Here is a 23570-nt window from a genome sequence, read left to right as displayed (position 1 = left end):
GGTAGCGGCATCGTCCCATCAGTTTTAGGACTTAACCCCAAGGCGGCGGACTGTGTCTTAGCCGGCGGTTGTTCCCTGCCGAAGTGCAGCGGTTACTGCCATTCACCTTGGGCCTGTTCATGGCGGATTACCTGATAGACGGCGATGTTGGCCATGGTCAGGTTGCGCACCAGTTCAGGAATGCACTGCATCGGCAGTTCACACTGGTAGCCGTGGGGCAGGGCGATGAGCTTGCGGCTGTGCTCGGGACCAAGAAAGTCGGTGAGAATGGTTTTGGCGGCGCCGTTGGATTCCGCTACTTCAAAGGTGACCCGGTACAGATCGCTGGAGTAGTCTTTGGGAGTGCCCTGAATCTGGGTGTCGCTAGAACGCATGAGATCTTCCTGTGGTTGGCTGCTTTTGGCCAGCGTTGAGGCGCCATTATTGGCGTAACGGCCGAACAGTTCAATCTTGACATCTGGCCCGAGTTTGGGCGGGTGGCTTACACCACGCCGTTGCGTTTCAGGCCACGATGAACGTTGCGGCATAGCTTGCCCAGACGGGAAACGTCGCCCAGCTTAGGCACCTCACCCTGTTCCAGCCGGGTCTCCCAGTCACACAGTTCGGTGTCCACCAACTCCAGCAGTTTTTTAGGGCAGCCAATGCACTTGCCGCCACACAACTCGGCTTCGGGCACGCCAAAAGGGAAGGCGTCCCGGGCCTGCTGAATTAGCTGTGTCATGGCGGTGTGGCAATCGGGTTTCATATCGTTGTTGGCGCTTAAACAAAGAGGCCCAGTCTGTCGCGACCGGGCCGGATGGGTCAAGGTTGGCGTCGCGGTCAGGCGAGCAGCGGCTTCAGGAAGCGGGCGGTGTGCGAGACCTTGTGCTTGGCCACCTGCTCCGGGGTGCCGGTAACCAGGATTTCACCGCCACCGGAGCCGCCCTCGGGGCCGAGATCCACAATCCAGTCGGCGGTTTTGATCACATCCAGGTTGTGTTCAATTACCACCACGGTGTTGCCGTGATCGCGCAGTCGGTGCAGTACGTCCAGCAGCATCTGAATGTCCTGGAAGTGCAGGCCGGTGGTGGGCTCGTCCAGAATGTACAGGGTCTTGCCGGTGTCACGCTTGGACAACTCCCGCGCCAGCTTCACCCGCTGGGCTTCACCGCCGGAGAGGGTGGTGGCCGATTGGCCCAGGCGAATGTAAGACAGGCCCACGTCCATCAGGGTTTGCAGCTTGCGGGCAATGGCCGGGACCGGGTTGAAGAACTGACGCGCCTCTTCGACGGTCATCTCCAGCACTTCATGAATGCTCTTGCCTTTGTAGTGCACTTCCAGCGTCTCGCGGTTGTAGCGCTTGCCCTTACACTGGTCGCAAGGCACGTACACGTCTGGCAGGAAGTGCATCTCTACCTTGATTACGCCATCGCCCTGACAGGCTTCGCAGCGCCCGCCACGGACGTTAAACGAGAAGCGACCGGGCTTGTAGCCTCGGGCGCGGGATTCGTGAGTACCCGCAAACAACTCCCGAATCGGAGTGAAGATGCCGGTGTAGGTGGCCGGGTTGGAGCGGGGGGTACGGCCAATGGGGCTCTGATCGATGTCCACCACCTTGTCGCAGTTATCCAGACCCTGGATGCTGGTGTAGGGGGCCGGCTCGTCGACGCTGGCGCCGTTGAGTTCGATGTGGGCCAGCTTGTAGAAGGTATCGTTGATCAGGGTTGACTTACCGGAGCCGGAGACGCCGGTAATGCAGGTCATCAGGCCGCAGGGAATGGTCAGGTCGACCCGCTTCAGGTTGTTGCCACTGGCCCCTTTGAGTTCAATAACGCTGTCTTTGTTGAATGCCACCCGTTGCTCAGGAATGGCGATCTGTTTCTTACCCGACAGGTATTGGCCGGTGAGTGAGTGCTCGCTATCGCAAATGGCCTGGTAATCACCCTGAGCCACTACGGCACCGCCATGAACGCCGGCACCGGGGCCGATATCGACAATGTGGTCGGCGGTGCGAATGGCGTCTTCGTCATGCTCCACCACAATCACCGTGTTGCCCAGATCCCGCAGGTGGGTCAGGGTGCCGAGCAGACGCTCGTTGTCACGCTGATGCAGGCCGATGGAGGGCTCGTCCAGTACGTACATGACCCCCATCAAGCCGGCACCAATCTGGCTGGCCAGACGAATGCGCTGGGCTTCGCCGCCGGATAGGGTTTCCGCCGAGCGCGACAGCGTCAGGTAGTTGAGGCCCACGTTCACCAGGAAGCCGAGGCGGTCGCAAATCTCTTTCAGTACCTTCTCGGCAATCTGGGCGCGTTGCCCTTCGAGCTCAATGCTCTGGAACCACTCCAACGCCTGGCCGATGGACCATTCCGCCAGGATCGGCAGGTTGATCTCATTCACGAACACGTTGCGGGCTTCTTCCCGCAGCCGCGAACCGCCGCAGCTGCGGCAGCTGGAGGTGCTGATGTACTTGGTCAGCTCCTCACGCACCGAGTTAGACTCGGTGTCTTTGTAGCGGCGCTGCATGTTGTTGAGAATGCCTTCGAACGGGTGGTTGCGGGTCACTACATCGCCCCGGTCGTTGACGTACTTAAAGGCGATGCTCTGGCGGCCAGAGCCGTTCAGCACTACGTCACGGGCTTTCTTGGGCAGGTCTTCAAAGGGTTCATCCAGGTCGAACTTGTAGTGGTCGGCCAGGGATTTGAGCATCTGGTAGTAGTAGAAGTTGCGCTTGTCCCAGCCGCGAATGGCGCCGCCAGCCAGCGACAGTTCCGGGTTAGTGATCACTCGCTGCGGGTCGAAAAATTGCTGTACACCCAGGCCATCACAGGTGCCGCAGGCCCCGGCCGGGTTGTTAAAGGAGAAGATCCTCGGCTCCAGTTCGCTCATGGCGTAGCCACAGAGTGGGCAGGCGAAGTTGGCCGAGAAGATCAGCGGTTCGGCATTGGCGTCGTCCATGCTGGCAACATGAACCACCCCCCCGGACAGCTCCAACGCGGTTTCAAAGGATTCCGCCAGTCGTTGGGCCAGGTCGTCGCGCACCTTGAAGCGGTCTACCACCACTTCGATGTTGTGTTTTACGTGCAGGTCCAGCGGCGGTGGATCCGACAGGTCGCAGACCTCGCCGTCGATGCGGGCGCGAATGTAGCCCTGAGCCGCCAGCCCCTCCAGCAGCTTGGTGTGTTCGCCTTTACGGCCCTGAACTACCGGCGCCAGCAGCATCTGTTTGCTGCCTGCGGGCAGGGTCAGCACCTTGTCCACCATCTGGCTGACGGTCTGGGCGGCCAGTGGCTGGCCGTGGGTAGGGCAGCGGGGCTCGCCGACCCGGGCAAACAGCAGTCGCAGGTAGTCGTACACCTCGGTAATGGTGCCCACGGTGGAGCGCGGGTTGTGGGAGGTGGACTTCTGCTCAATGGAGATCGCCGGCGACAAGCCTTCGATGTGGTCGACGTCGGGCTTTTCCATCAGCGACAGAAACTGGCGGGCGTAGGCCGACAGGGATTCCACGTAGCGGCGTTGGCCTTCCGCATACAGGGTATCGAACGCCAGCGACGACTTGCCTGAGCCCGACAGCCCGGTGATCACAATCAGCTTGTCGCGGGGAAGGGTCAGGGAGATGTTTTTCAGGTTATGGGTGCGGGCGCCGCGGACGTCAATCTGATCCATGATACTGCCAGAGTTAAAAACAATTTGATCAGTATCGCATAATCTTTATTGCTAAGGCACTTCCACAAAATCGATGGTCTTAATCTGCATTGTAAAGTCCAGTTTAAGGGCGGCCACGGCGAACACCGGCACAGATTGACACTGTGCAGCGTGTTCAGCTCTGGTAAACTGTCGCCCCCGAAACGCTCCAGTTAGAGGATGCATGCAGTGAGTAATGGGTTGAACCCTACCGAACGCCGAGCGGCGTTTACCCTAGCCAGTGTTTATGGCCTGCGGATGTTTGGGTTATTTTTGATCATGCCGGTGTTGGCGATTTATGGCCAGCACCTGGACGGCTTCTCCCCCATGTGGGTGGGTTTGGCCATTGGTGGCTACGGCCTGACGCAGGCGTTGCTGCAGATTCCGGCGGGCATGCTGTCGGACAAATACGGTCGTAAACCGGTGATTACCGTCGGCCTGATCCTGTTTATCATTGGTAGCCTGGTGGCGGCCACCGCCGACAGCATTCAGATGGTGACGGTGGGCCGTGCCTTGCAAGGCATGGGGGCGGTGGCCTCGGCGGTGCTGGCCCTGGCGTCGGATCTGACCCGGGAAGAGCAGCGTCCCAAGGTAATGGCGGTGATCGGCTCCTTCATCGGCCTGTCGTTTGCCATTAGCCTGGTGGCCGGCCCGACGCTGGCCTCCTCCATGGGGTTGAGCGGCCTGTTCTATTTGACTGCGGTGCTGGCTTCGGCGGCGCTGCTGGTGGTGCACGGTCTGGTGCCCAACGCGGTGCGGCAGGCGCCCACCGGCGATGTGGTGGCCGTTCCGGCCCGGTTCCTGAAGATGCTAAAGAACCCGCAGCTGCTGCGCCTGGACATCAGCATCTTTGCCTTGCACTTCATTATGTGTGCGCTGTTTGTGGCGCTGCCGATTGCCGTGGTCGACAGTGGCCTGGTGGCTACTTCGCACTGGAAGCTGTACTTACCGGCATTGCTGCTGAGCTTCGTGCTGATGGCGCCGATGATCATCTTTTCGGTCCGTAAGCAGGACAGCCGTCGCCCGTTCCTGATGGCGATGCTGCTGCTGATGGGGTCGATGCTGATGATGGCTTTCGCTCACCACAGCCTGTGGGTGTTGGGGGCGGCGACGCTGGTGTTCTTTACCGGTTTCAACTACCTGGAAGCATCACTGCCGACGCTGATCTCCCGCCTGAGTCCGGCTGGAGATAAAGGCTCGGCCATGGGCATCTACTCCACCAGCCAGTTTATGGGGGCGTTTTTCGGTGGCTCCATCGGTGGCGGCATGTACACCATGTTCGGTGCTGAAGGGGTGTTCCTGGTGTGTGCCGGCCTGACTCTGTTGTGGTTTATTCCGATGCTGGGCCTGAAAAACCCTCGCTCGGTCAAGAGCATTACCATGGACGCGCACATCAACAACGACGCCCATGCTAAGGCCCTGGCCAGCCAGTTGCTGGCTCAACCCGGCGTGGCGGAAGTGACCTTGATTCTGGAACAGCAGGCGGCCTACCTGAAGGTAGAGGAACCGTTTGATATTGAACAAGCCAGACAGTTACTGGCGAACTGATAGCGAAGGCTGAGGGGAAAACGATGGCCAAGGGAGTGGTGTTTTGGTTGTTGTTGCTGTTAACCGCATCGGTGCACGCCAGAGAGGTGGAGCACCTGAGTATCAACCAGGTACTGTCCCGGCCGGGCGAGCCCCTCGAGCTGACCATCAATGTGGTTGGCGACGCCTTTGTGGTGGAGCAGCTGCGCTTCTTCCTGGTTCAGGATGGCCGTCGCACCCTGTTGCATCGTTCATCGGTCAACAACTATAAGCTGCACCTCAAGGGGCGCGAGCCGGTAAACGGCAACCGCGCCGAGGTGGTGGTGTCCAGCCTGTTTCATGACTCGGCCGACAAGCTGATTCACTTTACCGTCAAGCTGGATGGCGATAAGGCCCGTTCACCGGAAGTGGTGGCGACAGTACAACGGGTGGCACCTGCCGTCGATTCTCATTCCCGCTCAGTTCCCCCCAGGGCTTGCCCGCTGAATGGTCGCAGCTTCTGGTCCATGAGCCGGGATCTGGCCCCGCAACTGGGCTTGGGGCATTACGGCGCCATGATGGCGCTGGTGCAGGCCAATCCCGACTGCTTTAGCAACGGCGATCCGCAGAAACTGCACTGCGAGGCGCTGGCCTGCCCACCGGCCTTGGTGCTGAACCAGTGGCAAAACGAAGCCCGGGCCAAGCAGGCGTTTTATCGCGCCCCGCAAGCCAAACCGCAACCCCCCATCGTGATGGACAAGCGCTCGCTGTGGTCGGTGGCCAAGGTCTCTGCCGGCAAGATGGGGCTGGGTCAGTACGGAGCCTTGATGGCCCTGGTGCAGGCCAACCCCGGCTGTTTTCGAGGCGGTAATCCAAATTCCCTGACTTGTGAGCAGCTTAGTTGGCCAGAGGCCAAGATAATCGGCCATTGGAACTCAGAGGCCAGTGCCAAAAAGCGCTTTGAAAGCTTGAGCAAAGCCAGCGGCAGGTGATGATCCTGTCACGGTGCTGTGGTACCCTTGCTCGATTAGAGAAAATTCAGAATTGGAGACAACGATGGCCAGCCGTGGCGTCAATAAAGTGATTCTCGTTGGTAACCTGGGACAAGATCCTGAGGTTCGTTATATGCCGAACGGTAACGCCGTGGCAAACATCACCGTAGCAACCAGTGAAACCTGGAAAGACCAGCAGGGTCAGCAGCAGGAGCGTACTGAGTGGCACCGTGTGGTGATGTTCCGTCGTTTGGCTGAAATCGCCGGTGAATACCTGCGTAAAGGCTCCAAAGTGTACCTGGAAGGCAAACTGCAAACCCGCAAGTGGCAGGACAACAACGGCCAGGATCGTTACACCACCGAAGTGGTGGCGGATGAGATGCAGATGCTCGATTCCCGTGGCGGCCAGCAAGGCGGCGGTTTCCAGGGTGGCCAGCAAGGTGGTGGCTTCCAGGGTGGCCAGCAAGGTGGTGGTTTCCAGGGTGGCCAGCAAGGCGGCCAGGGCAACTACGGTGGCGGTCAGCAGTCTGCGCCTCAGCAGAACTATGCACCGCGTCAGCAAGCTGCTCCTGCACAGCAACAGCAGAAGCCTGCCGCGCCTCAGCAGCCTGCTCAGCAAAAGCCGGCCGCACCGCAGCAGACTGCCCAGCAGAACTACACTCCGGATCTGGACGATGGCTGGGACGACGATATCCCGTTCTAGGATTCCGAGCTTGTTCGGTAAAGATTAAAAAAGGCCCTGACTCGTCAGGGCCTTTTTGTTGCCGGCTCGGGGTGGTGGCACTCTTAATGGCTGAAGTGAATGTTGCATCCCTGCTGGTGAGGAAAGTGGCCGTCGATAATGGCGTAAACCGTTAGCAAATGCCCGCCGGAAAAGGCTTTTCGATATTGCCTGAGCAATTTACTCGGTGTGCATATTGGAGTACCGTGAAGACTATGGTGTGTCACGCTATGGGTTTCATTGGTAAGTTCATTGGCAGCGAAGGGGAGTGCCTTCGTTTTAGTGCTCACTGACAGAACAATAATGCACTGAATTTTCCTGCAGGCGTGCCGCCTTTGGGGATGGATGATTAAGACAAGCCCGGCATGGACAAGATCGGGCAGACAGGGGCGTCGATGAAGAAAACCCAGGAACAGACTCAGCGCTTAATTGCGTTTTGGGTCGCCTCTTTGAGTATCGTGGTGTTTGCGCTGTTGGTCAGCGCCTGGACTGCGGCGTACTCCCATTCCAGCCGCAACCAACAACAGAATGTGGAGCACCTGGCCGCCACGCTGGAGCGACAATTTTTCCGCAATGCGGACCTGTCTGCCCTGGACCGCTGGCTGCCGGATCTTCTGCTTAGCTACGAATTCTCCCGTTTCGGTTTGGAGCGGGATGGCCATGACCTGTATCGCTGGCAGGCGCCTTATCCACTGCACCGACGCCAGAATCATTTCGACATTCGTCTTTCCAATGAAGTGCATATGCAGGTAGTGATGCCGGCGCCCCAGATCCTCACTGGTTTCTCCGGCAGAGAGTGGGCGGTGATTTTTGCCGGCCTGCTGGCTTCGGTGGCGATGGTGGTTATCGGTTACTTCTGGTTGTCTCGAGAGATGAACGGAGTCGAGATGCTGGCCAGGCGTTGTCGAAAAATACTGGCCGGTGACATGTCGGCGGCCGCCCACGCCGCTTCCGGCGAACGCCCCATCAGTGCGGCCCGGGCCATCAGCCGACTGCACCGCAGCTGGAATCATGAGCGTCAGGCCAAGAAAAACCTGGATCATTACATTCGCGCCAATACCTTCCTCGATGCCAACCTGGGGATCGGTAACCGCTCCTTCTTTGAGCATCGACTGCAGGCGTTTGCCGAGCAAGGCGAGATTAAACAGCAGGGTATGGTCAGCCTGGTGCAGTTTACGGCCCTGGAAGGGGTGTCGGCATCGGAGCGTAAGGCGGTCATGAGCCAGTTCATCGATCTGACCCGGCCGCTGATTGCCGATCATTTCGATGCGGTATTTGCCAGCCGCAGCTCGTTTGAGCTGGGTCTGTTGATTCCGCAGTTGCCGTTGAAAGAGTGCGAAGGGCTGTTGGCCAAATTAGTGAAGGTGGGCGACATGTTGGCGCTGCCCAAGTCGGTGGATGCCGAAGAGCTGATGCACATCGGTGTGGCTTACTACAACCGCGGTGACACCCCGGATCAGGTCATGGGCGAAGCGGAGATGGCCCTGAGAGCGGCCCAGCTTCAGGGCGATAGCGGTTGGTTTATGTACGACAAGGGGGCGGTCGATCGGGAGTTGGCCCAGGGGTCGGTGCGCTGGCGCTCGATGATCGAAAACGCCCTGTCCCGGGACGGCCTGGTGATCTACATGGCACCGGTGAAGGATCACAAAGGGGGCCTGAACCACCTCGAGGTGTTCAGTCGCATGCGCAACAACCAAGGCGAGTTGATGCGGGCCACCCTGTATCGGCCCATGGCCTGGCGCTGTGGGTTGATTCCGCAAATTGAGCTGAGGCTGGTGGAGATCGCCCTGCGTCAGCTGCGCGATCACGACTGGCCGGCGGCGGTGTCGGTGAATGTGTCGGCAGAATCCTTGCTGCATGAACGCTTCATTAAACGGCTGAAGATGATCCTCGCCAGCTACAGCACTCGCCGGCAGCAACTGATCGTGGAGATCAATGAGCGCGAGCTGGTCAGCCAGGCCGATAAGCTGGAGAAGCCGCTGCGGCAGTTGCAGGCGGCCGACTGTCTGCTGGCGGTGGACGGCGTTGGACAGTCAGTCGAAGAATTGGACTACATCGACCGATTTGCTGTGAACTACCTTAAATTGCACACAAGCCTGTCGCAAAAAATCCATCTTCGTCCAGAAAATCAGCTATATATTGGTAGCCTGGTAAAGAGTTTGGCCCACTCAAAAGTCAAAGTCATGGCCGAAGGGGTGGAGCAAGAGGAGGAGCGGCAGCGACTGGCGTTGTTGGACGTGGTGGCCTATCAGGGCGCCCTTGCCGGCAAGGCGACGCCACAGCTGCAGCAGATAAAGTCGCAATTCAAGGATTTTTGACACTGTCAGACTATTGACGGCTATGGATGGTTACCAGTAGGGAATGTGGTAATATAGCAAAACGCCTGTTTAACCAACTGACAGCGCTTAAATAACTAATTAGTTTTAATGTAAAGGGCAGTATTATGGGAATCTTTTCTCGCCGGTCAGCAGAACCGCTGCTGATGGGTGGTTATTTGGTGGGCAACTTATGCCACCTCGCTGTCGAGAATTTCCGTCTGCCACCGCTGTCTGTGGACACTCCGGAGTCCTGGAAAGCGACCTTTAACAGTTTGCCGAACGCCCCTAAAGTGATTCGCTTACTGCTCAGTTCCGATCTCTATGAGGTGATCACCGTCGACCGCCCCAACGTCGATGCGGCAGAGATGCGGGCGGCATTGACCTGGTCGGTGAAAGACCTCAGCGGCATTCCCCTCGAACACCAGCATCTGGATTTTTTCGAGCTTAAGGTGCAGCCGGCGGGCCCGAAAAAACTGCAGGTGGTGGTAGCGGATAAGCGTAAGCTGACCCCTCTGGTGACGGCCCTGCAGAAGCAAAAGGTGCGCATCGAACTGATCACCATCGAGGAGATCGCCCTGACGAACCTGATGCCAAAAGATGAGCGACCCCATCTGATGCTGTGTCAGCAGCAGGACAACCAGTTGCACCTGGTGGTGTCGGTGGCCGGCGAGTTTGTCCTGAAGCGGCCAATCAGTGGGGTTCAGTTTGTTGAAGAGCAGGACGATGCCGGCCGCCAGGCTCAGTTCGATTTTCTGACCCTGGAGTTGCAGCGGTCGCTGGATTACCTGGATCGGCAACTGCGTTTGCCAGCGCCCTCCAGTATGAATCTGCTGTTACCGGTGGAGCTGCAGCAGTGGCTGGAGCCCAGGATACAGACCTTCTTTGAGATTCCCGTGGTGCAGGTCGCCAGCGTTGATTGCGATGTGGTGCAGTGCATCGCCAAGGCGGCATTGGCAGAACGCCCCGAGGTGATGGATGAAGCATAGAGTTAACTTATTCAGTTCCGATCTGCTGCCTAAGCAGATTCGGCTCAATTTCAATCGCACCGTTGCCGCCATGGCGGCGGTGCTGGTGCTGATGGTGGCGGCGTACGGCTGGTTGAGTTACCTGCATCAGCAGAGCGAGGCCGAGCTGGTCAGCCTGCAACAGCAGCAAACCGATCAACAGCAACAGATTAAGCAGCTCACCGAGCAGATGACCGCTCGTCAGCCGGATCAGCACCTGTTGCAGCAAGTGGAGATTCTGCAGCGTCAGCTGGATGCCATGGAATCCCTGGGGCTGGAGCTGGATCGTCGCAGCGTCATGGCCAATCCCGGCTTTTCCAACTTGATGAAAGAGTTGGCACAGAGCAGTGATCAGCAGGTGTGGTTGCAGCGCTTCGGAGTGTCCGACAACGGCATTGTGTTGCAAGGGCTGGCGCAGTCGCCGGCCGCCGTGCCCCAGTGGCTGGCCAAGTTGGGCCTGAAACACTCATTGCGGGGCCGCTCCCTGAGCCAGTTCACCCTCAATGGCGGCACCGATGGCCCGGTTACCTTTGTGGTGGGACACGGCCTCGAAGAGGAGGAGGGCGAATGAATCGGATTGAGAAACTGAGAAGCCAGTTTGATGCCCTCAGCGTTCGAGAGCGCGGCCTGATCTTTGGCGGCGGCCTGGTGGTGCTGGCGATGTTGCTGTTTACCCTGCTGGTGGAACCGATGTGGCTGAAGCTGCAGCAGAACCAGAGCAGCATCGGCAGCATCGAAGCGCAGCTGCCTGCTTATCAGGCTCAGGTTATGGAATTGAACGACCAGTTGGCGTCCGACCTGGATGAGGCCAATCGACTGAAGATGGACGAGCTGTCGGAGCAGATTGCCCAGGAGCAGTCGAAGCTGGGGGAGCGGGTCATTGGTTTGATTCTGCCCGAGCAGATGCCGACGGTACTGGCGCAGATGCTCACCAGTGCGGCCCAGGTTGAGCTGGTATCGCTGGTGTCCAATCCGGCGGAGCCGCTGTCTCCAGCCAGCTCCCTGTATCAGCATGGCCTGACGCTGACCCTGAAAGGGGAGTATTTTGGCCTGATGAAAGTGCTGGCCAAGATGGAAGCCCTGCCGCAGCAGTTTTACTGGCAGAAAGTGGATTACCAGGTGGAAGAGTATCCGATGGCGATCATGACCCTGGATATTTATACCTTAGGAACAGAGAAGGAGTTGATTCGTGTTGGTACGCGTCTTCGTAGTGATACTGAGCTGTTTTCTGTTAACTGAGGTTCAGGCACAGCCGTTAAGAGATCCCACCCAGCCTCCGGCCTGGGCAGCGCCGTCGCAGGCGGCCGCACCGGTGTCTAACTCGGGGCAGCTGCAATCCATCGTGGTGTCCGACACTAAGCGGATGGCCATTATTGGTGGCAAAAGCTATGGCCGTGGCAGCCAGGTGCTGGGATCCAGAATTACAAGAATCGAGCGGGATGCTGTCTGGCTGGCCGATGGCCGCAAGCTGGTACTGTTTCCCAAGTTAGGTGTTCAATTATGAAGAAAATCAGGGAATCGATGACGGTTATCAAAGCACTTCCCCTACTGGCGTTGGTGTTGCTGGCGGGGTGTCAATCACTGCCGGAAGATCGACAGGATCCTGCGGGCAGCAAGCAGGCCTTGAATCAGGCCATTGAGGAGCAAGCCGCAACGGCATCTGCGGTGCAACCGCCGATGGCGCTGCCGAACGAGATTGCCCGGGAACTGACAGCCTCGACTCCGGTAATCCCCAAGCCGGCAGTACCGCTTATCGATGTGGCCGCCAAGGACGTGGATGCCCGGGTGTTCTTCTCCAGCCTGGTGGAGGGCAGCCCTTACAGCGTCGCCCTGCACCCTGGCGTACAGGGCAGCATCTCGCTGAATCTGAAGCAGGTGTCAGTGGATGAGGTACTCAAGACCATCGAAGACATCTATGGCTACGACGTGCGTCGTACCGGCCGTGTGCTGCAGGTGTACCCAACTGGCATGCGTACCGAAACCTTCTCGGTGAATTACCTGTACATGCAGCGTAACGGCTTGTCGGTGACCAGCGTCAACTCCGGTGGTCTCACTGACGACAATTCCAACAATAATAACGACAACAACAATAACAACAGCGGCAGCAACAATAACAACCGCTCCAACAACTCCAATAACAACAATTCGGACAGCAATTCCGGCGGCACCAATGTCAATGGCACTCGAATTGAAACCCTCAACAAGACCGATTTCTGGACCGAGCTGAAAGAGACCCTGACCACCCTGGTGGGCACCGGCAAAGGCCGTTCCGTGGTATTGCTGCCTCAGGCTGGTTTGGTGACCATTCGTGCCTTCCCGGATGAAATTCGCCAGGTGCGTGAGTTCCTGACCACCGCCGAGGGTCACATGCAGCGGCAGGTGATTCTGGAAGCGCGGATTCTGGAAGTGCGCCTGAACGACGGCTACCAGCAGGGCATTCAATGGAGCCTGCTGGATGACGGCACCGGCGCCGACAACGTCTGGTCCGGTGGCACCAGTGCTGGCACCTTCGGCAACGCGGTCACCGACGTGCTGGGTAACGTCACCGGCCTCAAGTTCAGCAACAGTGACTTCAGTGCGGTGATCAACCTACTGGACACTCAGGGCGACGTGGACACCCTCTCCAGCCCACGGGTCACCGCCACCAACAACCAGAAGGCGGTGATCAAGGTTGGCTCCGACGAGTACTTCGTTACCGAGGTGTCCTCCACCACCGTGGCCTCCACCACGCCGGTGACCAGCCCGGAAGTGGAACTGACGCCGTTCTTCTCTGGCATCGCCCTGGACGTGACCCCGCAGATCTCCGCCGATGGCGAGGTGCTGCTGCACGTCCACCCATCGGTAACCGACATCTCCGAGCAGGTGAAAACCATTAAGGTGCTGGATGATGTGCTGGAGTTGCCGCTGGCGCAAAGCGACATTCGCGAGTCCGACACCCTGGTGCGCGCCAAGAGTGGCGACGTGGTGGTGATCGGTGGCCTGATGAAGACCTTGATGGAGGACGTGGAGTCCAAGGTACCGTTCCTGGGAGACATTCCGGCGGTAGGGGAGTTGTTCACCAACAAATCCCAGCGGGAGCAGAAAACCGAGCTGATCATCCTGATTAAGCCGACGGTGATTGAGAAGGGCACCTGGGAGCAGCAATTGAAGCAGTCCCAGTCACTGATCAACACCTGGTACCCGAACGAGTAACTATGTACCTGTATCACTTTGGCCTCAGGGAGTTGCCTTTCTCCCTGACGCCAAACACCCAGTTCTTCATGCAGATTGCGCCCCATGTGGAAGCGTTGCAAGTGCTGCATACGGCACTGGCGGCCGGTGAAGGCTTCATCAAAGTTACCGGCGAGGTTGGCACTGGCAAAACTCTGTTGTGCCGCAAGATGCTCAATGAGCTGGGCAATCAATATCAGATCGCCTATCTGCCCAATCCCTGCCTGAGTGCCGATGAGCTGCGTCAGGCGGTGGCCACTGAGTTGGGCATTCCTCAGCAACAGGATCAGCATCGCCTGACCGAAGCCATTAGCCATCGGTTGTTGCAACTGGCCGGGGAAGGCAAGCGGGTGGTGCTGCTGCTGGATGAGGCTCAGGCCTTGCCGGATGAAAGCCTGGAAGCGCTGCGCCTGTTTACCAACCTGGAGACCGAGTACGCCAAGTTGCTGCAGGTGGTGTTATTTGGTCAGCCGGAGCTGGATCGCCGCCTGGCGGACACCCAGTTTCGGCAGTTGCGCCAGCGCATCACCTTCAGCTACCAGCTTCGAGGGCTGACGCTGCAGGAGACCTGCGCCTACGTCGAGCACCGACTGGCCATTGCCGGCTATAAGGGGGAGTCCCTGTTCAGCTGGCAGCAGATGGCCTGGTTGCACCGGGCCAGCAATGGCATTCCCCGGCTATTGAATGTGCTGTGCCATAAAACCCTGATGCTGGCCTACGGTGCCGGTGTGCAGGGCAGAATTGATAACGCCATGGTGCAGGCGGCGGTGGCGGACACCGAGTCTGCCTATCGCCTGTTGCCCTGGTGGCGGGAGAACCTGTTGATGGTGATGTCGCTGATGATGCTGACTCTGGCGGCGGCCGGTCTGGGTTTGAGTTTCTACCTGGAGGGGAGCCTGTGAGTGTAATCAACAAGATGCTTAAGGATCTCGACCAGGATCAGCGTCAGCGCATCGTCCACCCCAATCTGGTGTCGATGCCGTCGTCACCCTCGGCGCGGCAACCGCGCAACTGGTGGTGGCTGGTGCTGCTGCTCAGTGTGGTGGCGGCTGGTCTGAGCTGGTACAGCCTGTGGCCCAACCTCAGCGGTCGGGCGGAGACCCTGCTTGCGCAGGCGCCGGCCAGTGCCACCGCTCAAGAGGCGGCTGAGCCTTTGCCAATGGCCCCGGCAGTGACGCCGGCAGTGAGTGTGGTTTCCGAGCTGGAGCCAGCCCAGGTGCCAGCGACCTCGGTGCCAGCGATTGAGACCGTGGCTGCGGCCAACAACGACGCCGCTGCGAACACCTCGAAGGCCAACGCGCCTGCGACAGCTGCCGCAGCTGGGCCGACGGTTCGGACCGAAGCGGCCATTGAGCCAGAGCAGCGCCAGGCTGCCAGCATCGAACAGGCACCGATGTCGGCACCTGCGGCGGTTGCGCCCAAGGCGGAGCCCAAGGTCGTCGCCGTGGCAGAGGTGGTTGCCCCTAAGCCAAAGCCGGTGATGGTGGTGACCCCGGCGGCGTTGACCTCAGAGCAGCAGGCGCAACAATTTCTGGCTCAGGCGCAGCAGCGCCAGGGCGGCACCGACTTATTGAAACAGGCTCTGGCCCTGGATCCTCAGTTGCATGAGGCCAGGGTATTGCTGGCGGAGCGCCAGGCCGCCACCGACCTGGGCACGGCTCTGGTGACGCTGGCCAAAGCCAGCCAGGCCTACCCTTTGCACAGTGAGTATCCGCTGTTGGCGGCAGAGCTTAGCCAGCAGGCGGGCCAGGATGAGCAGGCCAAATTGTGGCTGGGGCAGTTGGCGCAAAAGCCGCTAACCTCAGAGCTGCTGGCGCGGCGGGCCGCGGTGGCTCAGGGGCTGTCCATGTTGACCATGGCGGTCAGTGATTATCAGGCTCTGACTCAGGCGCAGCCGGAGCAAGGCCGCTGGTGGTTGGGGCTGGCCTACAGCCTCGATCGCATGGGCCAGTATTCAAAGGCGCTGCCGGCGTATCAGCGGGCGGCGCGGACCAACACTTTATCGACGTCGGCCCGGCAATACATCGACCAACGGCTGAAGCAACTTGGAGAAGCGGGATGAAGCCTCAGTTAAAGCAGCGTTTGGGTGATCTGCTGGTGGGCCAGCAGATCATTACCGAGGCGCAGCTCAACCAAGCCCTGGACGCCCAGCGCAGCGGCGGCCGCAAACTGGGTCGGACGCTGATCGATCTCGACTTTATCAGCGAAGAGCAGCTGTTGTCGTTTCTGTCCAAGCAGCTGAATGTGCCCTTTGTGGACATCAGTGAGCGTCGATTGGATCCGGCGGTGGTGAAGCTGTTGCCGGAGATGCACGCCCGTCGTTTTCGGGCCCTGGCCATCGACGGTGACGATCACTCGGTGACCGTTGCCATGAGTGACCCGGCGGATCTCGGTGCCTACGATTCCATCGTCAGCCTGTTGGCACCGCGTCGGGTGGAACTGGCGCTGGTGACCGAAAGTCAGTTGTTTGAAGGCATCGACAACCTGTTTCGTCAGACCGATCGCATCGCCTCTATCGCTGGCGAGTTGCAGCAGGAGTACCAGCAGGAGCAGGAGTTTGATCTTGCCAGCATTACCGCCCAGGACGCGGATAATGAAGCCACCGTGGTTCGGCTGCTGAACTCGATCTTCGAAGATGCCATTCGAATTCGTGCCTCGGACATTCACATCGAGCCCGGCGATAAAGAGCTGCGGATTCGTCAACGGGTCGATGGTCAGCTTCAGGAAACCGTGCTGACCGAATACGGCATCGCCAGTGCCTTGGTGCTGCGAATCAAGCTGATGGCCAATATGGACATCTCCGAGAAGCGGATTCCTCAGGATGGCCGCTTCCACTTTGAAGTGGGCAAGCATCAGCTGGATGTGCGGGTCTCCACCATGCCGGTGCAGTTCGGTGAATCTGTAGTGATGCGTCTGCTGGACCAGTCTGCGGGTTTGCTGCAGCTGGAGCAGACCGGGATGCCTGCGGACATCATTACCCGCATTCGCCATCAGATCAGCCGTCCTCACGGCATGATCCTGGTGACCGGTCCCACCGGTTCCGGTAAGACCACCACCCTGTATGCGGTGCTGAATGAGCTCAATAAAGCCAACACCAAGATCATTACCGTCGAAGATCCGGTGGAATACCGGCTGCAGCGGGTCAACCAGGTTCAGGTAAATCAGAAGATCGGCCTGGGGTTCTCGGAAGTGCTGCGAACCACCCTGCGTCAGGATCCCGACATCATCATGGTGGGGGAGATGCGTGACCAGGAGACCGCCGAGATTGGCCTTCGCGGGGCGATCACCGGTCACCTGGTGCTGTCGACCCTGCACACCAACGACGCCATCACCTCGACCCTGCGTCTTATCGACATGGGGGCGGCCCCCTACCTGGTGGCCAGTGCCCTGCGGGCGATCATCGCCCAGCGGTTGGTGCGTCGAATCTGTCCGCGTTGCGGCGAGACGCACGCGCCGAGCACGTCGGAGCTGGCGTGGCTGCGCCACATTCAGCCCAATGTCGACCACGGCCAGCAAGGCTACCGCAAGGGACGAGGGTGCCAGTACTGCAACCACACCGGCTATCGGGGGCGTATCGGTGTGTTCGAGATGCTGGAGTTGGATGAGCCGATGGTGGAAGCCCTGCGCATGGGCAGCCCGGAAGCGTTCGCCAAGGCGGTTCGCAGCAGTGGTCAGTTCCGGCCGCTGGTGGACAGTGCCCTGTCTTACGCCGCCTCCGGCATTACCAGCATCGCCGATGCCATGCGACTGGCCGAAGATGTCAGCGAAATTGCCGCGCCGCTGATCGAACGGGCTCAGGAGATGAGGGACTGATATGGCCCAGTACAGCTATCAAGGTCGTGACGCCACTGGAGCTCAGGTCGAAGGGGTACTGGAAGCGAACAATGAGAGCGCGGTGGCGGATCAATTGATGCGCCGTGCCATCATTCCGCTGCGCATCGAAGAGAAGCGTGGCGGCGATGGCATCGACTGGCAGGCGATGTTCCGCCCCAAGGTCAAGATGACCGACCTGCAGATGTTTACCCGGCAGATGCTGTCTCTGACCCGCTCGGGCATTCCGTTGTTGCGGGCGATTACCGGCCTGGCGGACAGCAGCCACTGTAAGGTGTTGTCGAAAGCGCTGAGAGAAGTCGCCGGACAATTGACCTCGGGTTATTCGTTGTCGTCGGCGCTGAACCAGCATCCACACGTATTCAGTGAACTGTACGTGGCCATGGTGCACGTGGGTGAGAATACCGGTCAGCTGGATCAGGCATTTTCGCGCCTGTCACAGCACCTGGAGATGGAGCAGGATACCAAGCGGCGCATCAACAGTGCCCTGCGTTACCCCATTATGGTGCTGGGCGCCATTGCCATCGCCCTGGTGGTGCTCAACATCTTCGTGATCCCCGAATTTGCCAAGATGTTCTCCAAGTTCGGCGCCGAGCTGCCATTGCCGACCCGGATCCTGATCGCGACTTCGGATTTTTTCGTTAACTACTGGCCACTGCTGCTGCTGGGAGTGATTGCTACGGTCGTCGGTTGGCGAATGTGGCTGGCCACCGACTCTGGACGGCTCAAATTTGATCGCTTCAAGCTGCGGATGCCGATTGTCGGCAGCATCATGGAGCGGGCCACTCTGGCTCGGTTTGCCCGCAGCCTGGCGATGATGCTTCGCGGTGGGGTACCGGTAAACCAGTCGTTGTCGCTGGTGGCCGACGCGGTGGACAACCGCTTTATGCACGACCGCATCGTCGAGATGCGCCGGGGCATCGAAGGCGGCGAGTCCATTACCCGCACCGCCAACCATTCACAGCTGTTTACGCCGCTGGTGTTGCAGATGCTGGCCGTAGGCGAAGAAACCGGAAGAATTGATGAATTGCTCGACGATGCCGCCGAGTATTACGAGCGCGAAGTGGACTACGACTTGAAGACCCTGACCGCCAGAATCGAGCCAATCTTGCTGGTGATTGTGGCGGCCATGGTGATGGTGCTGGCATTGGGTGTGTACCTGCCGATGTGGGACATGTTCAGTGCCTATAAGGGGCGCTGATGAGCCTGCAAAAGGGCGTTGATATTCGACTGAGGCGCGACCTCATTCGATTGACTACGCTTATTGTGGTGCTGGCTATCATGTTGGCTTTGTTGGTGAATTGGCGACAGGGGGAACCCAAGGTCGATCGCCAAATGGCCTATCTGATGCAAAGCCGGTTGGTGACCAGTATCAACCTGGCTCGGGTCACCTGGATGAAATCCGGGCGGCCCGAACAGATTCAGTGGCAGCCTCCGGGCTGGGATACCGACCCGGTTTGGCTGGCGATGAGCCGCCGGGGCTGGCCGCAACCTCAGGGCGATTGTGGCCGTCTGTGGTCGGCCATGATGGGCGCCGAGCCGCTCGGCGAGGCGGTAAGTATTGACCAGGATGATAAAAATTGCTGGGTTAGTTTTAACTCCCATGCGCTTATAAGGTATCATTCGGCAACAGGAAGCGTCATTTTATTGGCTAACGCCAAATAATTTGCGCATCATCGAGATAAACAGCTGTTTTTGTGGGTGCCTTGTTTACATTTTATCCATAAAATAGAGTCAACGTTTTGAAACGGAAGGAAGCGAGTATGAAGAAGCAGAGCGGCTTTTCCTTAGTGGAATTGGTGATCGTAGTTGTGGTGTTGGGGTTGCTCGCAGCAGTGGCACTTCCCCGTTTTATTAACATTACCGACGAAGCGGAAGACGCGGCGTCTGAAGGTGTGGCCGGCGGTTTCGCCTCTGCCATCGGCATTACCCGCGCCCAGTGGGAAGTGGAAGGTCGTCCAGCTGACGGCTCGGTGGTCTTGAGTGGCCAGACAGTCTTCGTCAATGACTATGGTTACCCATCAGGCACCAGTGGCCGCGCGCCAACTGCGATGACCGCTGGTCGTTGTTTGACCGCTTTTAACCAAGTCCTGCAGGCGCCACCTCGTTTGGAACTGCTGTCTTCCAGTGATTTGGATGAAGCGCGCTATGCCGTAGACGTCAGTGATGGTACTGGCGGTGAAATTGTAGTTCCTGGTGGAACCAACGTGACTGCTCTGGATGAGTGTATCTACGTTCAAACCGCCACTCTGGACATGACTAACTTGCCGGCGGCCTTGAGTCGCACCACGGGCAAAGGATTTGTGTACAACCCAGGCACCGGCCAGGTTGTTACCTTTACCAACTAATTGGTTTCCAGTACGAGGACAATGACCATGACGAATCAACGTGGCTTTACCCTGATTGAACTGGTGGTGGTGATCATCGTGCTGGGTATCCTGGCCGTGACCGCTGCACCGAAGTTTATTGATCTGCAGACCGATGCTCGCATCGCCACCCTGAAAGGCGCCAAGGGTGCCATTCAGGGCGCCAACGCCCTGGTGTACGCCAAGGCGGCGGTCAATGGCGTCGAGGGTTTGGATTGCACCGATGCGGCGAACGCTGCTAACACCGGATGTGTCGCGGTTAACTCTGACATCAGCATCAAGCCGGTCTTCGGCAGCATTGACGCTTCAGACACCGATCTGCAGGCGGTGGTCGAACTGGATGGCGGCGAGTGGGATCTCGATGACACCACCACCTCCGGTACCGTCTACATCACCCCGGATGGCGTGGCGGTGGATACTGCATCCGGCAAGCCTGATGCCTGTCAGTTGGAGTACGTACCGGCGACCAGTTCGGTTGCGGCGACTTACACCATTGAAGACAAAGGCTGTTAAGCCGATAGAGATTGTGGGGCGAAACGGAGTCGCCCCGAGTTTGTGCCGTTGCGGTGAACAAAGAGAAGTGGCGCTGCAACGGAAAGTATTTTGGGAATTTGTAGTATGAAACAACAATCCGGTTTTACCCTGATTGAGCTGGTAGTAGTGATCATCGTGCTGGGCATCCTGGCCGTTACCGCTGCGCCAAAGTTCATCGATCTGCAATCTGACGCTCGCACTGCCACCTTGAGTGGCGCCAAAGGGGCGCTGCAGGGTGCTAACGCATTGGTGTACGCCAAAGCGGCAGTAAACGGCGTAGAGAAAATTGACTGCACCTCCAATACTGGCACCGGTTGTACCGCAGTGAACGCTGATATTAGTGTTAAGCCAGTGTTTGGTTACGCACCTGCTACCGAGGCCGGCGTGACTGCTGTGGCCGAGCTGAGTGGTGATGAGTGGGATTTCACCGACGTTGCCGCTGCAGGCAGCAACCCAGCGAAGGTGATTATCACTCCTGAAGGCGTCGCGGCAGTAGCGGCTCAGGATGGCAGTTCCGGTAAAACCGATGCTTGTCAGGTGATCTACACCCAGGCAACTCAGGACTCTACGTCCAAGGTCATTACGCCTGCCAGCTACACCATCGTGTCCGGCAAGTGCTAACTTAAGCTTCAAAATTGATGAGGCTGAGTAGCAAGTGTGGTACTCAGCCTTTTGTTCTTTTTAAAGGAATAAAAGTATGAAACAGCAATCCGGTTTTACCCTGATTGAATTGGTGGTGGTGATCATCGTGTTGGGCATCCTGGCCGTGACCGCGGCACCGAAGTTCATCGATCTGCAGACCGATGCCCGTGCTGCCACCCTGAGTGGTATGCAGGCGGCGGTGAAAGGTGCCGACTCTCTGGTGTACGCCAAGGCGGCCATCGCCGGTGACGAAGGCGAAGCCACCGCCACCATCAGTGTCAACGGCACCGATGTGAACCTGGTGTACGGTTACCCCAAGGCCACCGTGGCTGACCTGAGTGCAGTGCTGGAGATCGACACCACCAACGAGTGGACCATCGATGTCACCAAGAAGCCTGCGGGTGTCGGTGCGGTAATCCATCCGAAGGATTTCGATCCCGGAGCCCTGGGCGTGAATGAGTGCTACGTGACCTACAAAGAGGCCACGGCGACGACTCCACCAGTGGTGGAAGTCAAGAAGACTAAGTGCTGATTTACTAGAAAATAACCTTGGTTATTTATGGGTGAACGACAGAAAGGCTTTACGCTGATCGAGCTGGTTACCATCATCGTGCTGGTGACCATCCTTTCTGTTGCCGCCCTGTCCCGATTCTTAGGGGCGGATCAGTTCGCCACCTACACCGCCCGCGATCAACTGCTGTCAGAGCTGCATTATTTGCAGCAGCTGAATCTGGCCGGTCAGAACTGCCAGTTGAACGTCAATGGCAATGGCTTCTGGCTGACCGCCACCTGCGGTTCCCCTTCAAAACGCGCCCGTCAGGAGCGTTGTGATTCCGGTGCGGTGATCAACAATGGCGTCTGTCTTAACGATGGCGTTGCCCTGACCATGGCCGGCGCCAATGCCTTTTCCCTGAGCTTTGATGATCTGGGTCGAGTCAATAACTGCACCCTTACCGCCGGCCAGTGCCGTTTGACGATTTCCGGATCAGAGACTCTGTCGCTGTGCATCGAAAACCAGGGGTACATCCATGATTGCCCGTAAGCACGGTTTTACCTTAATCGAGATGGTGGTCGGCATGGTGGTGCTGGCGATCTCACTGGTGATGTTGTCGACGCTGATGTTTCCGCAGGCGGAGCGGGCGGCGCAGGGCATCTACCAGGCCAGGGCGGCCCAGGCCGGCCAGGTGGTGATGGGCGAATTGATGGCCCGGCAGTTCGACAGCGCCACCCCCAGTGGTGGCGGCGCCGTGGCCGGGTTGAACTGCACCAAGGTGACGCCGGGTACCGATCCCACTCAGTGGCTGTTCTTGGAAGACTTCAATGGCTACCGTGGCAGCGTCGATGACCTGCTTGGCAGCAGCAGTTACGATCGCTACCGGGTGGCCATCGATGTCGGCTGCAACACCGCAGCCGTAGGGGCCACCGCCTGGTCCGGTGGCGCCAAGGTAGTGACCATCACCATTTCCGCCCCGGATGGCAGCCCCTACCCCTATCAACTGGTACGGGGGAACTACTGATGCGACAGCGCGGCTTTACCCTGATGGAGTTGCTGGTCACCATGTTGATTCTGGTCATCATCGCCATCGGCGTGACCAGCTTTATCAATTTCTCTACCCGCATCTACGTCGATAGCCAGCAGTGGGGCGATGCCGTAGCTCAGCAGCGCTATGGCATGCAGCGTCTCAGCCTCGAAGTGCGTGATGCCTTGCCCGGCAGCATGGCGGTGACCACCACCACCACCGCCCATTGCTTGACGTTTCGCCCCATCGTAAACAGTGGTCACTTCCTGGAAGCGCCGGTGCACAATAATCCACAACAGGTCAGTATTTTTGCCCTGGACTGTTGCACCGCTGCCGGCTGCCAGGCCTGCATTCCTGATGATGCCGGTAACCAGTTTGGCATCGCGATCCTCGACGGTTACGCTGTGCCCAATCCGCTGCCCAAGTTTCCTAACTCCAGCTGCAATGGTGACAACATCTGCACCCTGAATCTGGATACGGCGCTGACCCAGGGGGATTTTTCGGTGGGCAAACGCTTCTATCTTGCCGATAACCCCATCAGCTATTGCCTGCAAAACACCGGCGCCTTGGTGCGAACCAGCGGCAGCGATGTCAACACCATGGGAGAGGGCTACACCAATAACCTGGCCGCCTGCAATCTGAACGACCGCAATAACGAGCAGTGCCCGTTTATTATTCAGCCGCCGAGCCTGGCTCGAAACAACGTGGTCAAGCTGCAACTGTGGTTGACTCAGGCCGGACAGAGCACCCGCTTCGCTCAGGAGGTGCAACTTGAAAATGTTCCCTAGCCGACAGCGCGGCAGCACCCTGATCATTGCCCTGTTTGTCACCGTGGTGATGTTGGTGCTGGGGGTGGCATTGATGCAGATGCTGGAAAATCAGGATGACCAGATGCTGTTGGAAGTGAACGGCAGCCGTACCTGGGCGGCAGGGCAATCCGGTCTGGACTGGGGCCTGGCCCGGGTTTTGAATCGGGGCACTGAAATCGCGGCCACCGCCTGCGCCAATGCGGCCGCAACACTGACCCCTGGCGCCGGGCTGCCAAATAACGGGGGTTTTCCCGGCTGCCGGGTTCAGGTGAGCTGCGCCCACACCCCCTTTATGGTGGATGGCGTGGCCCGAAACCGTTTTATGATTACCGCCAATGCCAGTTGTGGCCCCTCCGGGCTGACAGTGAATCGTAGATTCGAATCACAGGCATTTGATTAATAATGACAACCCACTCACAGACAGGTCATAGTAATGACTGTAGTGGGTCAAACT

At 58.7% G+C, this 23570-nt stretch carries 25 protein-coding genes; 22 read left to right on the top strand and 3 right to left on the bottom strand.

Annotated features, from left to right (window positions below; all coding sequences use genetic code 11):
* Positions 1-92: 92 nt before the first annotated feature.
* From J8Z22_RS20315 to uvrA, 3 genes are all read right to left on the bottom strand, one after another.
* On the bottom strand, positions 93-374 hold the full coding sequence (locus tag J8Z22_RS20315; protein WP_035414921.1) for a hypothetical protein: 282 nt from the start codon (positions 372-374) through the stop codon (positions 93-95).
* Positions 375-481: 107 nt separating this feature from the next.
* A complete protein-coding gene (locus tag J8Z22_RS20310; protein WP_371878040.1) occupies positions 482-721 on the bottom strand; it encodes a hypothetical protein in 240 nt (79 codons plus the stop codon).
* 98 nt (positions 722-819) lie between these two features.
* On the bottom strand, positions 820-3645 hold the full coding sequence (gene uvrA, locus J8Z22_RS20305; RefSeq protein WP_252007843.1) for an excinuclease ABC subunit UvrA: 2826 nt from the start codon (positions 3643-3645) through the stop codon (positions 820-822).
* Positions 3646-3852: 207 nt separating this feature from the next.
* Between uvrA and J8Z22_RS20300 the strand changes: the two genes are divergently transcribed.
* The 22 genes from J8Z22_RS20300 to J8Z22_RS20195 all read left to right on the top strand — a co-directional run bounded on the left by J8Z22_RS20300 (position 3853) and on the right by J8Z22_RS20195 (position 23516).
* Complete coding sequence (locus tag J8Z22_RS20300) at positions 3853-5211, top strand: MFS transporter (protein ID WP_028111434.1); 1359 nt, start codon at positions 3853-3855, stop codon at positions 5209-5211.
* Between the two features lie 23 nt (positions 5212-5234).
* Positions 5235-6161, top strand: coding sequence for a FimV family protein (locus tag J8Z22_RS20295; RefSeq protein WP_252007840.1), 927 nt, complete (start codon positions 5235-5237; stop codon positions 6159-6161).
* Between the two features lie 64 nt (positions 6162-6225).
* Positions 6226-6864 (top strand): single-stranded DNA-binding protein, encoded by a 639-nt coding sequence (gene ssb / locus J8Z22_RS20290; RefSeq protein ID WP_252007836.1) that lies wholly within the window; start codon positions 6226-6228, stop codon positions 6862-6864.
* Positions 6865-7277: 413 nt separating this feature from the next.
* On the top strand, positions 7278-9200 hold the full coding sequence (locus J8Z22_RS20285; protein ID WP_169629185.1) for an EAL domain-containing protein: 1923 nt from the start codon (positions 7278-7280) through the stop codon (positions 9198-9200).
* 125 nt (positions 9201-9325) lie between these two features.
* Positions 9326-10186, top strand: a complete 861-nt coding sequence (locus J8Z22_RS20280; protein ID WP_252007833.1) for a hypothetical protein — start codon at positions 9326-9328, stop codon at positions 10184-10186.
* A complete protein-coding gene (locus tag J8Z22_RS20275; RefSeq protein ID WP_252007831.1) occupies positions 10176-10775 on the top strand; it encodes a PilN domain-containing protein in 600 nt (199 codons plus the stop codon). The genes J8Z22_RS20280 and J8Z22_RS20275 overlap by 11 nt, the downstream gene beginning before the upstream one ends.
* Positions 10772-11443, top strand: coding sequence for a type II secretion system protein GspM (gene gspM, locus J8Z22_RS20270; protein ID WP_252007829.1), 672 nt, complete (start codon positions 10772-10774; stop codon positions 11441-11443). Before J8Z22_RS20275 ends, gspM begins: the two co-directional genes overlap by 4 nt.
* Positions 11394-11708, top strand: a complete 315-nt coding sequence (locus J8Z22_RS20265; RefSeq protein WP_156896893.1) for an MSHA biogenesis protein MshK — start codon at positions 11394-11396, stop codon at positions 11706-11708. The genes gspM and J8Z22_RS20265 overlap by 50 nt, the downstream gene beginning before the upstream one ends.
* A 17-nt stretch (positions 11709-11725) precedes the next feature.
* Positions 11726-13396, top strand: a complete 1671-nt coding sequence (gene mshL, locus J8Z22_RS20260) for a pilus (MSHA type) biogenesis protein MshL (RefSeq protein ID WP_252010503.1) — start codon at positions 11726-11728, stop codon at positions 13394-13396.
* Between the two features lie 2 nt (positions 13397-13398).
* Positions 13399-14316: an ExeA family protein gene (locus tag J8Z22_RS20255; RefSeq protein ID WP_028111444.1), complete on the top strand. Its 918-nt coding sequence runs from the start codon at positions 13399-13401 to the stop codon at positions 14314-14316.
* A complete protein-coding gene (locus J8Z22_RS20250; RefSeq protein WP_252007827.1) occupies positions 14313-15476 on the top strand; it encodes a hypothetical protein in 1164 nt (387 codons plus the stop codon). Before J8Z22_RS20255 ends, J8Z22_RS20250 begins: the two co-directional genes overlap by 4 nt.
* A complete protein-coding gene (locus J8Z22_RS20245; protein WP_252007825.1) occupies positions 15473-17227 on the top strand; it encodes a GspE/PulE family protein in 1755 nt (584 codons plus the stop codon). The genes J8Z22_RS20250 and J8Z22_RS20245 overlap by 4 nt, the downstream gene beginning before the upstream one ends.
* A gap of 1 nt (position 17228) precedes the next feature.
* Positions 17229-18446 carry a type II secretion system F family protein gene (locus J8Z22_RS20240; RefSeq protein WP_252007823.1) on the top strand — a complete coding sequence of 406 codons (1218 nt, stop codon included), beginning with the start codon at positions 17229-17231 and terminating at the stop codon, positions 18444-18446.
* A complete protein-coding gene (locus J8Z22_RS20235) occupies positions 18446-18910 on the top strand; it encodes a hypothetical protein (protein WP_252007821.1) in 465 nt (154 codons plus the stop codon). The genes J8Z22_RS20240 and J8Z22_RS20235 overlap by 1 nt, the downstream gene beginning before the upstream one ends.
* 98 nt (positions 18911-19008) lie before the next feature.
* Positions 19009-19593 (top strand): prepilin-type N-terminal cleavage/methylation domain-containing protein, encoded by a 585-nt coding sequence (locus J8Z22_RS20230; protein ID WP_252007819.1) that lies wholly within the window; start codon positions 19009-19011, stop codon positions 19591-19593.
* 27 nt (positions 19594-19620) lie between these two features.
* Positions 19621-20124, top strand: a complete 504-nt coding sequence (locus tag J8Z22_RS22185; RefSeq protein ID WP_305881808.1) for a type II secretion system protein — start codon at positions 19621-19623, stop codon at positions 20122-20124.
* Positions 20125-20229: 105 nt separating this feature from the next.
* Positions 20230-20766: a type II secretion system protein gene (locus tag J8Z22_RS22180; protein ID WP_305881807.1), complete on the top strand. Its 537-nt coding sequence runs from the start codon at positions 20230-20232 to the stop codon at positions 20764-20766.
* Between the two features lie 76 nt (positions 20767-20842).
* Entirely contained in the window at positions 20843-21319 is a 477-nt protein-coding gene (locus J8Z22_RS20215; RefSeq protein WP_252007817.1) for a type II secretion system protein, read from the top strand.
* Between the two features lie 27 nt (positions 21320-21346).
* Positions 21347-21829: a type II secretion system protein gene (locus J8Z22_RS20210; protein WP_252007815.1), complete on the top strand. Its 483-nt coding sequence runs from the start codon at positions 21347-21349 to the stop codon at positions 21827-21829.
* On the top strand, positions 21816-22304 hold the full coding sequence (locus J8Z22_RS20205) for a type II secretion system protein (RefSeq protein ID WP_252007812.1): 489 nt from the start codon (positions 21816-21818) through the stop codon (positions 22302-22304). Before J8Z22_RS20210 ends, J8Z22_RS20205 begins: the two co-directional genes overlap by 14 nt.
* Positions 22304-23095 (top strand): PilW family protein, encoded by a 792-nt coding sequence (locus J8Z22_RS20200; RefSeq protein WP_252007809.1) that lies wholly within the window; start codon positions 22304-22306, stop codon positions 23093-23095. Before J8Z22_RS20205 ends, J8Z22_RS20200 begins: the two co-directional genes overlap by 1 nt.
* The gene (locus tag J8Z22_RS20195) at positions 23079-23516 is read left to right on the top strand and encodes a hypothetical protein (protein ID WP_156896894.1); all 438 of its coding nucleotides are present in this window, start codon (positions 23079-23081) and stop codon (positions 23514-23516) included. The genes J8Z22_RS20200 and J8Z22_RS20195 overlap by 17 nt, the downstream gene beginning before the upstream one ends.
* Positions 23517-23570: the final 54 nt, after the last annotated feature.

This window comes from Ferrimonas sp. SCSIO 43195 (genome assembly GCF_023716685.1).
Classification (GTDB): domain Bacteria; phylum Pseudomonadota; class Gammaproteobacteria; order Enterobacterales; family Shewanellaceae; genus Ferrimonas; species Ferrimonas kyonanensis.
This window is presented reverse-complemented; position numbering and strand designations above follow the sequence as displayed.

Coding starts and splice junctions, on each gene's coding strand:
- J8Z22_RS20315 (WP_035414921.1), bottom strand. CDS start 374: ATGCGTTCTAGCGACACCCAGATTCAGGGCACTCCCAAAGACTACTCC.
- J8Z22_RS20310 (WP_371878040.1), bottom strand. CDS start 721: ATGACACAGCTAATTCAGCAGGCCCGGGACGCCTTCCCTTTTGGCGTG.
- uvrA (WP_252007843.1), bottom strand. CDS start 3,645: ATGGATCAGATTGACGTCCGCGGCGCCCGCACCCATAACCTGAAAAAC.
- J8Z22_RS20295 (WP_252007840.1), top strand. CDS start 5,235: ATGGCCAAGGGAGTGGTGTTTTGGTTGTTGTTGCTGTTAACCGCATCG.
- ssb (WP_252007836.1), top strand. CDS start 6,226: ATGGCCAGCCGTGGCGTCAATAAAGTGATTCTCGTTGGTAACCTGGGA.
- J8Z22_RS20285 (WP_169629185.1), top strand. CDS start 7,278: ATGAAGAAAACCCAGGAACAGACTCAGCGCTTAATTGCGTTTTGGGTC.
- J8Z22_RS20280 (WP_252007833.1), top strand. CDS start 9,326: ATGGGAATCTTTTCTCGCCGGTCAGCAGAACCGCTGCTGATGGGTGGT.
- J8Z22_RS20275 (WP_252007831.1), top strand. CDS start 10,176: ATGAAGCATAGAGTTAACTTATTCAGTTCCGATCTGCTGCCTAAGCAG.
- gspM (WP_252007829.1), top strand. CDS start 10,772: ATGAATCGGATTGAGAAACTGAGAAGCCAGTTTGATGCCCTCAGCGTT.
- mshL (WP_252010503.1), top strand. CDS start 11,726: ATGACGGTTATCAAAGCACTTCCCCTACTGGCGTTGGTGTTGCTGGCG.
- J8Z22_RS20255 (WP_028111444.1), top strand. CDS start 13,399: ATGTACCTGTATCACTTTGGCCTCAGGGAGTTGCCTTTCTCCCTGACG.
- J8Z22_RS20245 (WP_252007825.1), top strand. CDS start 15,473: ATGAAGCCTCAGTTAAAGCAGCGTTTGGGTGATCTGCTGGTGGGCCAG.
- J8Z22_RS20240 (WP_252007823.1), top strand. CDS start 17,229: ATGGCCCAGTACAGCTATCAAGGTCGTGACGCCACTGGAGCTCAGGTC.
- J8Z22_RS20235 (WP_252007821.1), top strand. CDS start 18,446: ATGAGCCTGCAAAAGGGCGTTGATATTCGACTGAGGCGCGACCTCATT.
- J8Z22_RS20230 (WP_252007819.1), top strand. CDS start 19,009: ATGAAGAAGCAGAGCGGCTTTTCCTTAGTGGAATTGGTGATCGTAGTT.
- J8Z22_RS22185 (WP_305881808.1), top strand. CDS start 19,621: ATGACGAATCAACGTGGCTTTACCCTGATTGAACTGGTGGTGGTGATC.
- J8Z22_RS22180 (WP_305881807.1), top strand. CDS start 20,230: ATGAAACAACAATCCGGTTTTACCCTGATTGAGCTGGTAGTAGTGATC.
- J8Z22_RS20215 (WP_252007817.1), top strand. CDS start 20,843: ATGAAACAGCAATCCGGTTTTACCCTGATTGAATTGGTGGTGGTGATC.
- J8Z22_RS20210 (WP_252007815.1), top strand. CDS start 21,347: ATGGGTGAACGACAGAAAGGCTTTACGCTGATCGAGCTGGTTACCATC.
- J8Z22_RS20205 (WP_252007812.1), top strand. CDS start 21,816: ATGATTGCCCGTAAGCACGGTTTTACCTTAATCGAGATGGTGGTCGGC.
- J8Z22_RS20200 (WP_252007809.1), top strand. CDS start 22,304: ATGCGACAGCGCGGCTTTACCCTGATGGAGTTGCTGGTCACCATGTTG.